This window comes from Streptomyces sp. MUM 203J, assembly GCF_022414595.1.
Taxonomy (GTDB): Bacteria; Actinomycetota; Actinomycetes; order Streptomycetales; family Streptomycetaceae; genus Streptomyces.
Genome location: NZ_JADWYO010000002.1, coordinates 45,290 through 60,085, shown reverse-complemented (window position 1 = coordinate 60,085; position 14,796 = coordinate 45,290). Strand labels below are relative to the sequence as shown.

The following is a 14,796-nucleotide window of genomic DNA, read 5'->3' as shown; positions in this document are numbered from 1 at the left end:
TCGGGGACGGTTCGGTGGGGCGGGTGCTTACTTGGCGCGGAGCTTGGCCAGGTCCTCCGGGGACAGCAGCCCGAAGGCGGAGACCCGGCGCCGCTCCCACACCGCTTCGGTGCGGGAGGCCAGCCAGGCGGCCACCGCTTCCACCGTCTGGTGGGCGAAGAGTTCGGTCAGCGGGATGTCGAGCCCCTCCTCGCGGGCGAGCCCGACGACCCGGACGGCATGCATGGAATCGCCGCCGATCTCGAAGAAGTTGTCGGTGGCGCCGACCTGGTCCAGGCGCAGCACGCGCTGCCAGATGGCGGCCAGCCGCCGCTCGGTTCCGGTGCGGGGTGGGGTCCAGTCGGTGTCCGAAGGGCGTTCCCGCTCGGGTGCGGGCAGGGCCCGGCGGTCCACCTTGCCGTTGGGGCTCAGCGGCAGCCGCTCCAGGGTGACGAAGGCACTCGGCACCATGTGCTCGGGCAGCAGTCGCCCGAGACCGGCGCGCAGGGCTGCACGGCCGGGTACGGCGGTGGGACGGCACGCGGGGTCCGTACCGGCCACGGCACCGGAAGCGCAGTCGGCCGCGGGCCCGGGCGCGGCACCGCCCTCAGGCGTGAGGTAGGCGACGATCCTGCGCTCGCCCGGCTCGTCCTCCCGGACGATCACCACGGCCTGACCGACGCCTGGCTGCTCCGCCAACGCCGCCTCGATTTCCCCGAGTTCGATGCGGAAGCCGCGTACCTTCACCTGGTGGTCGATACGGCCCAGGTACTCCACCGTGCCGTCCGCCCGCCAGCGGGCGAGGTCGCCGGTGCGGTAGAGGCGGGCGCCGGACGCGGAGAACGGGTCCGGCACGAACCGGTCGGCGGTCAGATCGGCCCTGCCCCCGTAGGCGCGGGCCAACTGGACGCCTCCCAGATACAGTTCGCCGGGAACCCCGATGGGCAGGGGTGCCATGCGGCGGTCCAGCACATACACCCGCGTGTTGGCGATCGGCCCGCCGATCGGCACGCTCGGCCGGTCCCAGTCCGGACGGCTGGACCAGCGGGTCACGTCGACGGACGCCTCGGTGGGGCCGTACAGGTTCTCCAGTGAGGCTGCCGGGAGGACCCGGTGGAAGCGCCGGGCCAGGTCGGCCGGCAGGGCCTCGCCGCTGCACACCACCAGCCGCAGCGACGTACACCGCTCGGCGGGCGCGGCGGACAGGAAGGTGTCCAGCATCGGCGGTACGAAGTGGCAGACGGTCACCCCTTCGTCCCGGATCAGCTCTGCGAGGTAGCCGGGGTCGCGGTGCCCGCCAGGCTCCGCGAGAACCATGCGGGCCCCCGCCAGCAGCGGCCAGAACAGCTCCCAGACCGACACGTCGAAGCTGATCGGCGTCTTCTGGAGTACCGTGTCGCCGCGGTCGAGCCGGTAGGCGTCCTGCATCCACAGCAGCCGGTTGACGATGCCCCGGTGCGGCACCTGGACGCCCTTGGGACGGCCGGTGGAGCCCGAGGTGTAGATCACGTAGGCGAGATGGGCGGGCCCGGCCGAAGGGGTCGGCGGGTGCGCGGCACGCTCGTCGTCCGCGGGCTCGTCGGCGTCCACCACGAGGACGGTCATCCCGTCGCTCGCGAGCGAGGATGCCTCCGCCCCCGCCCCGGCAAGCAGCACCGGCACCCGGGCGTCGGCCAGCATGAACTTCAGCCGCTCGGCTGGGTAACCGGGATCGAGCGGCAGATAGGCGCCGCCCGCCTTGAGTACGGCGAGCAGGGCCACCATCAGCTCGACCGAACGTTCAAGATGCACGCCGACGACCACGTCGGGGCCCACCCCCAGCTCGCGCAGCCGCCAGGCCAGCCGGTTGGCCCGCCGGTGCAGCCCGGCGTAGCTCAGCTGCCGCCCGCCGCAGTTCACGGCGGTCCGCCCCGGGGCGCGCGCGGCCTGCTCCTCCAGCAGAGCGGTGAGCGTGCGCTCCAGCCCCCACCCCGCGGCGGTGCTGTTCCACGCGTGCACCACCTGCTGCCGCTCGGCCGGGCCGAGCAGGTCGACCCCGCTCACCGGCGTGGCCGGGTCGTCGGCCACGGCGCCGAGCACATGGGTGAGGTGTCCGGCCAGCCGGGCGACGGTCGCGGCGTCGAAGAGATCGGTGTCGTAGTCCAGCCAGCCGAGGATCTCGTCGCCGGTGTCCATCATCCGCAGGTTCAGGTCGAACTGACTGTTCGCCTCGGAGACCTCGACCAGCTCGCTGGACACGCCCTGCCCCTCGAAGGCGCCCAGCCGGACGTTCTGCAGGGCGAACAACACCTGGACGAGTGGGCTGCGGGACAGGTCGCGCTCCGGGGCCAGTTCGGCCACCAGCCGGCCGAACGGCACGTTCTGGTGGGCGAAGGCGGCCAGGGAGCTGTCGGTCACCCGCTGGAGGAGTTCCCCGAACGCCGGCTCCCCTCGCAGGTCGAGGGCGATGGGCACGGTGTTGAGGAAGCAGCCCACCAGGTCCTCGAACTCGGCACGCTCCCGATTGGCGACCGGAGTGCCGACCAGCAGCCGTTCCTGGCCGGTGTAGCGCGAGAGTACGACGCCGAAGGCGGACAGCAGGGTCATGTACAGCGTGCCGCCCCGCCGCCGGGACAGTGCGCGCAGCCGCTGCGCCAGGTCCGCTTCGATCACGATCCGGTGACGGGCGCCGCGGTGGGTCTGGACGGCCGGGCGGGGCCGGTCGGTCGGGAGTTCGAGCACGGTCGGCACACCGGCGAGCTGCCGGACCCACCAGGCGACCAGCTCGTCCAGCGGCTCCCCGTCGAGCCGGGCCCGCTGCCAGCGTGCGACGTCGGAGAACTGCAGCCCGGGGTTGGAGGCGGGCAGGGCGGGGCCGTCGCCGGCGGCGGCGCGGCAGGCAGCGTATGCCAGCGAGAGATCGTCGAGGAGAACACCGAAGGACCACCCGTCGAAAACGATGTGATGCAGCGTCAGAACGAGCAGGCACTCACCCTCCCCGTCGCGCACCACCAGCACCCGCATCAGCGGACCGGCGGAGAGGTCGAAGGGCCGCTTGGTCTCCGCCATCGCCTCGGCCAGCGCGGCCGAACCCGGGTCCTGGGCACGGCGAAGATCCGCCTCGCGCACGGTGACCCGGGCTCCGGGGGTGACCCGCTGCACGGGCCCGCCGTCGGCCAGGGCGAAGCCCGTACGAAGGACGGCATGCCGCTGCACCACGGCGTCGACCGCGCCCTGCAGGGCCGCGAGGTCCAGAGGCCCGCGCACCCGGAGCACCATCGGCATGTTGTACGCGGCGTCGCCGGGCCGGAGCTGCTCCTCCAGCCACAGCCGCTCCTGCGTCCAGGACAGCGGCGCCGGAGCTCCTTCCTCACCCAGTGGTACGGGCTCCTCGGCCTCAACGGCTCCCGCGGCCGGTCCCGACCGTTGGATCAGCGCGGCGAGCGCGGCGACCGTGGGGTGCTGGAAGAGGTCGCGCAGGGCCAGTTCGGCGCCCAGGGAGCGGCGGACGCGTACCAGCACCTGGCCGAGCAGCAGCGAGTGCCCGCCGAGGGCGAAGAAGTCGTCCAGCGCGCCGATCCGCTCCCGCCCGAGCACCTCCCGCCAGATCGCGGCCAGCCGCTCCTCCACCGGGCCGGACGGGGCGACGTACCCGCCGACCGCCGACTCCTCCTCCCTGCCGAGGGAGCGCAGGGCGGCCCGGTCGGGCTTGCGGTTCGCGGTCAGCGGCAGCTCGTCGACCACCACGAACGAGGACGGCACCTTGTACTCCGGCAGCCGCGCGGCCAGCTCCTCGCGCAGCAGTGCCAGGTCGGGGCGCACGCCTCCGGTGGCGAGGTAGCCGACCAGGCGGGCGCCGCCGTGCCGATCTGGCACGGCGAGCACGACGGCCTGGCGCACCTCGGGCCGGGCAGCCAGCAGCGCCTCGATCTCGGCCGGCTCGACCCGGAAGCCGCGTACCTTGACCTGGTCGTCGGCCCGCCCGAGGAGGTCGAAGAGCCCGTCCGGGCGCAGCCGCGCGAGATCGCCGGTTCGGTAGACGGGTCCCGCCGCGAAGCCGAGCGTGGCGAAACCGCTGCGGTCAGCCCCCTCGGCGCGGCGCGCGAGGTGGGGTGTCCGGACGACGAGTTCACCCGGCTCCCCGATGGCGGCGGGCTGGTCACCGGTCGCCACCAGCAGCTGCACCTGGTCGATCCCGGCCCCGAGCGGCACCCGCCCCTGGCCGTCCGGGGCGCTGTCGCCGCCCCGCCTGACCACGTGGACCGAGACCGCCTGGGGCGTCTCGGTCGCGCCGTACAGGTTGAGCAGGTCCGCGCCTGGCGCGAGGGCGGCCCACTCCCGGACGGTGCGGTATGTGAGCGTGTCTCCCCCGAAACCGGCCAGGCGCAGGGAGGGCCAGCCCACCCCGTCGGCGGCGGCCAGCGCCGCGCCGAGAGCCGGGGTCAGGTGGGTGACGGTGATCCCGTCCCGCCGCAGCGCCTCCGCGAGCCCTTCGGTGTCGCGGGGGTCCACGTCGGGGAACACCGCCGCGGCCCCGGCCCACAGCGGCGCCAGCACATCCCGCAGGAAGGGGTCGTGGCCGATCCCCGACAGCACCGAGAACCGGTCCTCGGCAGTGACGCCGAACGTCTCGGTGTACCAGTGCAGGAAGTGGGCGAGCGGCCCGTGGCCGCCCAGAACGCGCTGGGGGCGGCCGGTGGTGCCGGAGGTGAAGGCGACGTAGGCGAGGTCGTCGGCAGAGGGCCGGGGACGCGCGCCGAGCCCGTCCGGCGTCCCGAGCACTTCGGTGCGGGCGGGAAGGGACGGGCCAGGGGCCGGATCCGCCTCGTCCAGGCCGGAGACGAACGGACCTGTCATGAACGGGGCCACGCCCCGCCCCGGCGCGGCGCCGATCCACGCGGCGGGCCGCAGTTCGGCCGCGCGCCGCGCGAGCTCCGGCGCCGGATACTCCGCGTCCAGCAACGCGAACGCCGCCCCCGCCCGCATCGCCGCCAGCACCGCCACCACCGCCGCCGGATGCCGTGCGGCCAGCACCGCCACCACGTCCCCGGGGCGCACCCCCTCGGCGACCAGACGCTCCGCGACCAGCTCGGCCCGGGCGACAAGGTCCCCGTACGTCCACACGCGCCCCGCCCCGACCAGCGCGGCCCGCTCGGGCCGGAGGTGCGCGTGCGCGGCCAGGCGTTCAAGGACCGAGCCGGGGTACCCGGCAGGCAGTTCGGTACCGAGACCGGGCATGAGCGCGGCGGTCCGCCCGGTGGCGAGCGCCAGCTCACCGACCGGCCGGCCGGGGTCGTCGACCGCCTGGGCCAGCACCAGTTCGATCTGCTCCAGCAGGTCGTCGATCCGCTCCGGCAGGAACAGCTCGGCGTCGTACACCGCTTCGAGCCCCAGCCGTCCGCCCTCCACGGAGACGTACAGCGTCAGATCGAACTTGCTGTCGATCTCGGGGAACGGCAGTTGTTCGACCGCGCAGCCCGGAAGGTCGAGCGGGGCCACCGGCGGCAGCACGTTGAAGAAGACCTGGACCAGGCCGCCACCGCCCAAGCCCGGGGCACGGTCGGCGCCCAGCCGCTGGAGGGGCGCCCGCTGGTGTGCGAAGGCCTCCAGCGCGCTGCGCTTGACGCGGTCGAGGAGCTGCGCGAAGGACGGCCCCTCCGTGAGGTCGAGGCGCACAGGAAGGGAGTTGAGGAAGCAGCCGAGGGCCCGCCGCTCCCCGGCCCGGCGGCTGGAGACCGGCGTACCGATCAGCAGATCCCGTTGCCCGGCCTGCCGCGAGAGCACGACACCGAAGGCGGTCAGCATGGTCATGAACAGGGTGGCCTCGTGCTCGCGCCCCAGCGCGCGCACTCCGGCACTGATCCCGGCACCGAGCAGACGGCGCCGCTGGGCGCCGGTCCGGCTCCCGGCGTCCGTGCTCCGGGGACGGTCGGCCGGCAGGTCGAGCGTGCGGGGCGCCCCGTCCAGGTAGGTACGCCACCAGTCGAGCAGCCCCTCCACCGCCTCGTCGGTGAGCTGCGCCTCCTCATCGCGTACCGCGTCCGGAAACTGCCTGGCTGCCGGGGCAGGTTCGGTGTCGGCACCGGACAGAACGGCCTCGTAGACCTCTGCCAGCTCGACGAAGAACAGCCCGAAGGAGGCCCCGTCGAAGACGAGATGGTGGGCCGTCACGACAAGGAGATGCTCGTTGTCGCCGACGCGGACGGCCAGCAGCCGCAGCAGCGGACCCCGGCCCAGGTCGAACGGCCGCCGGGCCTCCTCCAGTACGGCGGCCCTCCCGGCCGCCTCGGCATCCGGCAGGGCCCGCACGTCCCGCGTGGCCACCGGGATCTCGACGGCGGGCAGGACCCGCTGCACGGGCGCCCCGTCCACGTCGCTGAACACCGTGCGCAGAGCGGAGTGCCGGCCGGCCAGGATGCCGACCGCGCGCCGCAGGGCGTCCGGGTCGAGTGGTCCTGCGACCCGGGAGATCACCGGCATGTGGTACGCCGTGCCGCCCGGCCGCAGCTGTTCCTCGACCCACATCCGCTCCTGGGTGAAGGAGAGCGGGAAGGTCTCAGCGTCACCTGTGGCGGTGGCGCCGTCGACGAACGTCTCGGTCATGTCTGGTCCTTGGTGAGCAGGGTGTGCAGCTCGGATGTGAAGAGTTCGGTGAGCAGGGCGCCGGTCCCGGGCGGCAGCAGCCCGGCGGGCGTGTGCAGGGCCCCTGTCAGCTCGTCGCCGTCCTCCCACAGCTCGCAGACGAGTTCCGCCTGCGGGCCGAGCGGCGGCGCGGGCCGGGGCCGCAGGACGGCCTCCCCGAGACGTACCGGCGCGCCGACTCGCTGGAGGGCGAGCACGGTCTGGTAGAGCGGCATCCGGCCGTCCTTCGGGCGGGGCGCCAGGGCGGCGATCTCGTCCGTGGGCAGCGCGGCATGGTCGAAGGCCCGCAGCAGCCGCTCCCCGACCAGGCCGACCAGTTCGGTGCCTTCGGCTCCGGGGTGTCCCGAGACCCGTACCGGGACACCGTTGGCCAGATAGCCGATCGTCCGTTCGTACGCGGGGTCGCGGCCCGCGACCACCGTGCCTATGGTGACGTCGAGTTGCCCGGTCCAGGCGGACAGCGCCCGCCACCAGGCGGCGACCAGCAGCGTCAGTGCGGGAGTGCGATGGTGCAGGGCCGCCGCTCGGAGTCGTACACCCGTGTCGGCGGGCAGCGGGAACGGCCGCTCGTCCACGGGACTGGTCCACAGCGCGCGCATGGACGGGGCGGGTGCGGGCAACGCCAGCGGTTCGACGCCGGCGAGTTCGGCCTGCCAGAACGCCCGGTCGCGCGCGGCGCTCGCGGGCGGGGCGGCCGGTGGTGCGGGGGCGGGCGCGAGCGCCTCACCCGCCCAGGCCGCCGCCAGGTCGGTGAGCAGCACCCGCTCCGAATGCGCGTCGTACACCGCGTGGTGGGCGGCGATCAGCAGGGTGTGCCGGTCGTCGGACTCCGAGAGCAGACCCGCCGCGAGCAGTGGCCCGCCCTCCAGATCGTGTACGACCGCCGCCAGCTCGTCCGTCAGTTCGGCGCAGCCGCTCCAGCCCGCGGCCGAGCGGCGGACGAGGAGCGGCAGGGTGGCGTCGGCGGACTCGGCGCGGCGCGGTCGCCCCCGGTGGAGGGGAAAGGTCGTGCGCAGCGCCGGGTGTGCGGCGACGACCGCCGACAGCGCCCGGTGAAGCCGTTCCGGGTCGACCCTCCCGGAGATCTCGACGCGGCTCATCGCCACATGGCCGGGCGCGCCGGGAGCGAGCCGCTCAGCGATCCAGAACCTGCGCTCGCCCGGGGAGAGCTGCCCGCTGTCCGCCGGGGCCGCCGGGGCCGTGCGCCCAGGACGGGTCCGGGCGAGACGCTCCAGGCCCCGGACACTGCTGTGCCGGTACACGTCACGCGCCGAGAACTCGACGTCCAGCAGGGCGGAGAGCCGGGCCGCGATCCGCAGCACCTGGAGCGAGTTGGCGCCGTGGGCGAGCAGATCGTCGTCCTCGCTCAGTGCGGGCACGCCGAGGATCGCCCGTACCGCCCGCAGCACCGGGCTTCCGTCGTCGCCGACCGACGGATTCCGCTCGGCGGCCGGGCGGACGAGCCGTTCGACGGCCCGCAGATCGGCCTTGCCGGTCGGCCCGAGCGGCAGCGCGTCCAGGCGGACGAACCGGTCGGGCCGCAGGTGGGAGGGCAGCAGCCCCTCGCTGACATGTCGCAGCTCGCAGGCGGGAAGGGCGTGCCCCGCCTCGGCGGTGTAGGCGCAGACCGTACCGGTCACGGTGCCGCCCTCCGTGCGCAGCGGGATCAGGAAGCACTCCTTGACTCCCTCGACGCGGCCCAGCACACGCTCGACCTCGCCCGGCTCGATCCGGAAACCCCGCACCTTGAACTGGCGGTCGGCGCGTCCGATGTACGAGACACGGCCCTCGGATGTCATGCGGACCAGGTCGCCCGTCCGGTACGTCCGGACGCGGCCTCGGCCCGGCAGTTCCAGCGTGCCGAACCGCTTGGCGTCCTCCTCGGGGCGGTTGACGTAGCCGAGCGCCAGCCCGTCTCCCCCGACGAGCAGTTCACCGGTCTCCCCGGCCGGAACGAGGGTGCCCTCGCGGTCGGCCACGGCCAGCACGGTGTTGCGGATCGCGGTGCCGACCGGGATGCCGTCGGCCGCGTCGAGGTCGACCGCGGACACCTCGTGAGAGGAGACGAAGACCATGGACTCGACCGGGCCGTAGCCGTTGACGAGCCGAGCGTCGGGGTGCGCGGCCAGGAACTTGGCCGCGTGCGCGGGCGAGACGCGCTCGCCGCCGGTCATCAGCAGGCGGATGCCGGTGAAGGCCTCGGGCTCCTCATCCAGGAACAGGTTGACCAGCGAGCTGGTCAGGAACATGGTGTTCACCCCGTCCTCCCGGATGAGCCGGCGCAGCGCCGCGGGGGTGAGCAGACCGTCCGGCACCTCGACGGCGCAGCCGCCGTTGAGCAGCGGCCCGAAGACCTCCAGCGTCCCGGCGTCCCAGTAGGGCGCGGCCACCATGGGCATCACGGTGTCCGGGCCGAACTCGGCGTATCCGCAGTCCAGGAAGGTACGGATCATCGCGCGGTGCGGGATGGCCACGCCCTTGGGGCGACCGGTCGAACCAGAGGTGAAGAAGACGCAGGCAGGCGAGTCGGCCCCGACCTCGACAGGGACCGGGACCTCGTCCGCGCCGGCCGGTCCCGAGGGCGTGGCCGGTCCCGGCGGTGTGGCCGCGCCGAGGGCGTCGGGTTCCACCGCGCCGTCGGTCGGCCGAACGACCGGCACAGCGGACGGACCCGCCCCGGCCCGCGCCCCGCCGGGCACGGCGTACGAGGCCGCCCCCACCCCGGCCGCGTCGAGCACCAGTTCCGCGCGCAGGTCCCCGAGCACTCCGCCGAGCCGCTCGGCCGGCCAGCGGGGGTCCACGGCGGCGTACGCCGCACCGGCCAGCAGCACACCCAGTGCGGCCACGGTGAACGCCGCGCCGGGCCGAGCCAGCACCGGGACGAAGGTGCCGGGCCGCACGCCCTGCCGCTGGAGCAGTACCTGCACCGCCCTTGCTCGGGCAACCAGTTCGCGGTAGCTGACGGTCCGGCCGCCGACCCCCAGGGCGGGCGCGTCCGGCGTGCGCGCGGCCACTGCCAGCAGGGTGTGATGGGCGGTGGCATCGTCCGGGACGGGCGTGCTCGGCCCGTACGAGAGTGATCTGTCCATGATGTCGGCGGCGGGCAGCCGGTGCCTAGCCCTGCTCCCGGTCGGCGCGTGCGGCGTTCACCGTCTCGGTGAGCGTGTCGGGCGTGGACTCGAGCACGTCGAGGAAGTCGACCTCGACGCCCCACCGCTCCTCGATGCGGGAGACGACCAGGACCGCGTGGAAGGAGTCGCCTCCGTGGCCGAGGAACGAGCCGTCGCCCGGGACGTCTGCGCCGAGGGCCTCCGACACCAGGGCGCGGATTTCAGCCACACCGACCTTTTCCGTGAATGCGTCCAGCACTGACACCTGATCAACTCCTGGGGTTTTGGTGAAGGTGATGAAGGCACACCGATGGCATGCCTGTCCTGACGACAGGCATGTCATCGGCGTGAAGCGGCCACCGGGGCCGTGCGAATTCTCGGCGTGCGGACGGCGGACGCCGCCGTGAATCCTCTTGTCGCGCGTATGTCGCGACTACCGCGGGATACCCTCCGCAGGAATGGAGAAGGCCTAGCTCCAGCCGGTGTCTCTGACCACCAGGTCGGCCGAGGCACTGGTCACCGTGGCGTCCAGGTTCTGCTCGACAGTGACGGCGACCATGGTGAAGGCGAGCGCCGCCACAGCCCCGGAGACGATTGCCGCGATTCTCTTGCGCATACCGCGCATGTTTCCCCCCGTGATTCCATGAATTTCTGCGAAATCCAATGAACTTACTTAAAGAGACCCGGGGGGTGACGTCCGCCTCCCCCGCTCGGTCACGCCTCAAGCATTGCGAATTGAAAGGGTCGCGGTCCAGCCCGCAAGCCCGCATGATGGTGCTCTACAGGAAGATGCAGGGAAGGCAAAGGTGTACAAAATCCACAAAATGGACATCATGGCTCGGCTGGAAAACCTTCAGGCCGATGACATCCAGGTTTACGGGTGGGCCGTCACTCACGGCACGCTCGTGGCCGAGGAGGCCGCGCTGGGCCTCGGACTCCCTCCGGCCCGGGTCGACCGCGCCGTGGAGCTGCTGGCCGCCGTTCCGCTGATCCAGCCCGTCGGCCCCGCCGGCAGGTCCACGGACGCCGGACTGCCGGGGGCCTGGAAGCCGCTCGACCCCCAGCCGGCCGGGGCCGAGGTCGCGGCGGCCGAGTCCCGTCTCCGAAGACGCCTGTCCGGCATCTTCTCGATCTGGGACACCGTGGAGACACTCAGCGCCCTGTACGGGGACTCCGCCCAGGACCACGCCAGGACAGTGCCGCTGGAACTCGTCGAGTCCCTGGACGACGTGGTCGGGATGCTGGAGGAGGCCAGCAACGCCTGCCGACTGGAGGTGATGACCTCCCAGCCCGGCGGCGGCCGCCCCGCCGCCGAGCTGGAGCAGTCCATCGTCCGGGACCTGGCAATGATCGAGCGGGGCATCCAGATGCGCACGCTCTACCAGCACACGGCCCGCCACCACGCCCCCACCCAGGTCTATGTCGAGCGGGCCACCGCCGCGGGCGCCCAGGTCCGCACACTGGCAGAGCTGTTCGGCCGGATGATCGCCTTCGACCGCCGCCTGGTCTTTCTGCCGCACACACAGGCCAAGGGCGGTGCGGCGGTGATCCGCGACCCATCCACCGTGGCCTTCCTCTGCACCGCCTTCGACCGGAGCTGGCAGTCGGGCACCCCGTACAGCCCGGCACTCCCCGACGGCGAGGTGCGCGAGGACATCAAACTGGCCATCCTGGCCATGCTCAGCGAGGGCATGCGGGACGAGACCATCGCCCGCCGGCTCGGCGTATCCCTGCGCACCTGTCGCAAGTACATCGCGGACCTCTTCGAACTGCTCGGCGCGGAGAGCCGGTTCCAGGCGGGCTATCTCACGCGCGCGAAAAACCTGCTCGACCATAAGGCAGGCCTATGACCAGAGAAACCTGCACTTATGACACCGCCCGCCGGCCCCTTGCATGACGGAAGGGTGACCGCCACATGAACTCCCCTCCTTCATATCCGTTTTGCGGTGATCGAATGGCATATTCGGGCCCGTGTTCTCTTCTCCCACTCGTGGGCGGGTCTGCGGCCTGGCCGGGCTTCTCAACGTCTTCGCGTTGTGTGCCGGTGACGCGATCGCCCGGGTGTTCCCGTTCGGCCCGCGCAACCGGGCCGTCAACGACCTGGGCAACCAGTTCGTCCCGTACCACGCCTACCTCTGGGACCTGCTGCACGGCCGGGCCGGGGACGGGCTGCTGCTGAACTGGCGGTCAGGGTTCGGCACGAGCCTGCTGCCGGACCTGGGAACGTACCTGACGAGCCCGTTCGCGCTGCTGGTCGGGCTCTTCCCCAGAGACCGGATCGACCTGGCCGTGTACGTGATCACCGTGCTCAAGACGGGAACGGCCGCCGCGCTGATGACACTGCTCCTGCTGCGGCACGCGGACGGGAAGGCGCCGGGCGGCCGGTGGGCGGCGGCGGTGCTGGGTGCGTCGTACGGGCTGTGCGGCTGGTCGGCCATGGAGGCCACGTACAACCCGATGTGGCTGGACGGCCTGATCGGTTTCCCGCTGCTGTGCCTGGTCGTGGAGTGGGTACGGGAGGGACGGCGGCCGGCGCTGGGGCCACTGCTGGTGGCACTGGTGTGGACGGCCAACTTCTACACGGCCTACATGGCGACGCTCGGCGCGGCGCTGGTGCTGCTGGCGCGGGGCGGTCTGCGGATACGGCTCTGGGGCCGGGCCGCCGGGACGGTGCTGGTGGGCGTGGGGCTGGCCGCGCCGGTGCTGGTGCCGGTGTTCCTGGGGTCGCGGCACGCCCACCCGGGCTGGGCGCGCCCGTTCGCGGCGGCCGACTGGACGGACCTCGCGGCGCGGGTGATGCCGGCGACGTACAGCTTCTACACCCCGGCTCTGTTCCTGGGCGCGGGCGCGCTGCTGCTGCTGGCGGCGCTGCCGTTCCACCGGGCGGTGCCGGTGCGGGAACGGTGGCTGTGGGGCGGCCTGGTGGCGGCGGTGCTCGTGTCGCTGCAGTGGGAGCCGACACACCTGGTGTGGCACGTCTTCGCGACGCCGAACGGCAGCCCGTACCGCCAGACGTTCGTCCTGGCCGGCCTGGCGGTGCTGGCGGCCTGGCGTGCGGTGGCATACGGCTGGCCGGGACGTCGGGCCCTGCTCGGCGCCTCGGGACTGCTGGCGGCCCTGGCCCTGGGCGCGGCCTTCAGCCGCTATCCGACCGGGGCGAGCTTCGCTCTGTACGGGGCGGGGGCCGCTGTCACGGCGGGCGGGCTGACGCTGCTGAGGCGCGGCGGAGGCGCGGGCGCCCCGGAACCGGCGGGCGGAGGCGCCCCGGACCGGACGGGCGGGGGGCCCGAGCGCGGGGCGGGAACCGCGGGACGCGAGGCGGCACGGGCCCCGGGGGGCGGCCCTGCGGCCGAGGCCGACGCACCGGCCGGGGCGGCGGGCACGGGCCCCCCGGAACCGGCGGGCGGGCGACGGGCGCGGGTGCTGGGTCTGGCGCTGCTGGCGGGGGCCCTCGTGGTGCAGGCCGCGGGGACGACGGCGTACGCGGACCGGAAGCGGCTGGGCGCGCTGGACGACTACCCCGCGTGGGGTGCGGCGCACTCGGCACGCGCGGCGGCCGTGGCGGCGGCCGACGGGTGGCCGCGCCACCGGACCGACCCCGGGCGGCCGGAGCTGACCGGCAACGATCCGCTGCTGGTGGGCGGCCAGGGCGCCTCGTACTACAGCAGTCACACTCCGGCGGTCTGGACGCGCACCCTGACCGCGCTCGGCGGCGGCTGGACCTCCCGGGGCCGCAACCTCCAGAGCCTGGACAACCCGGTGACGGACGCGCTGTTCGGCATCGGCGCACGCTGGCGTGACGACCGGATCGTGCGGAACCGGGAGGCGCTCCCCCTGGTGACGGTGCGCCCGGAGCGCTCTCCGCAGTGGGGCCGGTCGGCCTTCCGCAACCAGGAACTCCTTCTGGGCGCACGGGTGTACGACATCCCGGCGAACGGCACGTGCCGCGTCGGCACCGAGGTGTACGCCTGGGCGCCGGACTTTCTGGGCACGGCCCGCCTGGGCGCGGAGGGCCGCGAGGCCGAGCTGCGCGGCGGCGCGCCCAGACGCCGCGCGGCCATGACGCTCCTGGGCACCCAGCGGGAGGCGGGCACCAAGGTGACCTGGACCGGCAGGGGTCCGGTCCCGCAGGGCAGCGTGGGCTGCCTGGACCGGACGCGGCTGGCGGCGGCCGTCGCAGCGCTGCGGGCCACCGCCGCGAGGGAGGTTCATGTCAGCGGCACGGAGGTGCGGGCCGGGCTCCCGCCCGGCACCCGGGGCCTGGCGGTCCTGTCCACTCCCCGCGTTCCGGGCTGGAGCTGCGGGGACGCCCCGGCGGAGGACTACCTGGGCCTGGTGGCGGCGGAGGTGTCCGGTGGGTCCACGGTGACCTGCGTGTTCCGCCCGCCGGGCCTGCGGGCGGGGCTGGCGGCCGGGGCGGTGGCGCTGCTGGCCTGGGGGCTGCTGGGCCTCGCCCGCCGCTCCGGCGGCCACGGGCCGGCCACCGCTCCGCTCCCGCGGCAGACGGTTCCAGCCGGACCGGTCATCCGCCCCGCCGCCGGGAACCCCTCCGCGCCTCCCCACGTCAAAGGTGCGCCCTGACGGGAGGAGAACAAGAGGTGGGCGCCATTCCGGATATCAAGCACATGTTCGAGAAAGTGTCTGTGGTGCCTGCGCTTCCCTTGTTCACTGTGTGGCGCACGCCGGGGGGAGGTCCGACCAAGTCCCCCTGTGCGCGATCCAGTTGAGAGGGAACCACTTCCGCGGGCAAGGTGATCGGAGCCCCACGGGGCTCCATGCGTTCCGCAGTCGTGATCCTGGCGCTGCTCGGCGGCTCCGTGGTGGGCGCGCCCGGCGTCGCCTTGGCCGCCGACGGCTGCAAGAACGAGAAGAAGACATCCGGTTCAGTGGACGGCAGGGAGCTGGTCTACGACTCCAGCACGTCCTGCGGGACCCAGTTCGGCGCGGCGCGGGACGAGATCGGCCATGCCCTGAAGATGGGGCACTTCGACGACCGCCGCGCGCTGATGCACTGCAGCGACAACCGCACCGTCCACACGCCGCAGTCGAAGGACAAGAAGAAGTACAAGGAGATCTGGCGGTGAGC

Annotated in this window: 7 protein-coding genes; 3 read left to right on the top strand and 4 right to left on the bottom strand. The window is 73.5% G+C overall.

What is annotated here, in order from left to right; genetic code table 11:
• Positions 1-27 precede the first annotated feature (27 nt).
• The 4 genes from I3F58_RS01940 to I3F58_RS01925 all read right to left on the bottom strand — a co-directional run bounded on the left by I3F58_RS01940 (position 28) and on the right by I3F58_RS01925 (position 10,326).
• Positions 28-6,561: a non-ribosomal peptide synthetase gene (locus I3F58_RS01940; RefSeq protein WP_240106379.1), complete on the bottom strand. Its 6,534-nt coding sequence runs from the start codon at positions 6,559-6,561 to the stop codon at positions 28-30.
• Positions 6,558-9,689 carry an amino acid adenylation domain-containing protein gene (locus tag I3F58_RS01935; protein ID WP_240106378.1) on the bottom strand — a complete coding sequence of 1,044 codons (3,132 nt, stop codon included), beginning with the start codon at positions 9,687-9,689 and terminating at the stop codon, positions 6,558-6,560. The genes I3F58_RS01940 and I3F58_RS01935 overlap by 4 nt, the downstream gene beginning before the upstream one ends.
• A gap of 25 nt (positions 9,690-9,714) precedes the next feature.
• Positions 9,715-9,975: an acyl carrier protein gene (locus I3F58_RS01930; protein ID WP_240106377.1), complete on the bottom strand. Its 261-nt coding sequence runs from the start codon at positions 9,973-9,975 to the stop codon at positions 9,715-9,717.
• Between the two features lie 204 nt (positions 9,976-10,179).
• Positions 10,180-10,326, bottom strand: a complete 147-nt coding sequence (locus I3F58_RS01925) for a hypothetical protein (RefSeq protein ID WP_240106376.1) — start codon at positions 10,324-10,326, stop codon at positions 10,180-10,182.
• Positions 10,327-10,543: 217 nt separating this feature from the next.
• Between I3F58_RS01925 and I3F58_RS01920 the strand changes: the two genes are divergently transcribed.
• The 3 genes from I3F58_RS01920 to I3F58_RS01910 all read left to right on the top strand — a co-directional run bounded on the left by I3F58_RS01920 (position 10,544) and on the right by I3F58_RS01910 (position 14,794).
• Positions 10,544-11,560: a helix-turn-helix transcriptional regulator gene (locus I3F58_RS01920; protein WP_240106375.1), complete on the top strand. Its 1,017-nt coding sequence runs from the start codon at positions 10,544-10,546 to the stop codon at positions 11,558-11,560.
• Between the two features lie 121 nt (positions 11,561-11,681).
• The gene (locus I3F58_RS01915; protein ID WP_240106374.1) at positions 11,682-14,291 is read left to right on the top strand and encodes a YfhO family protein; all 2,610 of its coding nucleotides are present in this window, start codon (positions 11,682-11,684) and stop codon (positions 14,289-14,291) included.
• 194 nt (positions 14,292-14,485) lie between these two features.
• The gene (locus I3F58_RS01910) at positions 14,486-14,794 is read left to right on the top strand and encodes a hypothetical protein (RefSeq protein WP_240106373.1); all 309 of its coding nucleotides are present in this window, start codon (positions 14,486-14,488) and stop codon (positions 14,792-14,794) included.
• Positions 14,795-14,796 lie beyond the last annotated feature (2 nt).

What these genes read in the sequence shown, in the direction of transcription:
- I3F58_RS01910 (WP_240106373.1), top strand. Translation starts at nt 14,486, where the DNA reads ATGCGTTCCGCAGTCGTGATCCTGGCGCTGCTCGGCGGCTCCGTGGTG.
- I3F58_RS01935 (WP_240106378.1), bottom strand. Translation starts at nt 9,689, where the DNA reads ATGGACAGATCACTCTCGTACGGGCCGAGCACGCCCGTCCCGGACGAT.
- I3F58_RS01925 (WP_240106376.1), bottom strand. Translation starts at nt 10,326, where the DNA reads ATGCGCAAGAGAATCGCGGCAATCGTCTCCGGGGCTGTGGCGGCGCTC.
- I3F58_RS01920 (WP_240106375.1), top strand. Translation starts at nt 10,544, where the DNA reads ATGGCTCGGCTGGAAAACCTTCAGGCCGATGACATCCAGGTTTACGGG.
- I3F58_RS01940 (WP_240106379.1), bottom strand. Translation starts at nt 6,561, where the DNA reads ATGACCGAGACGTTCGTCGACGGCGCCACCGCCACAGGTGACGCTGAG.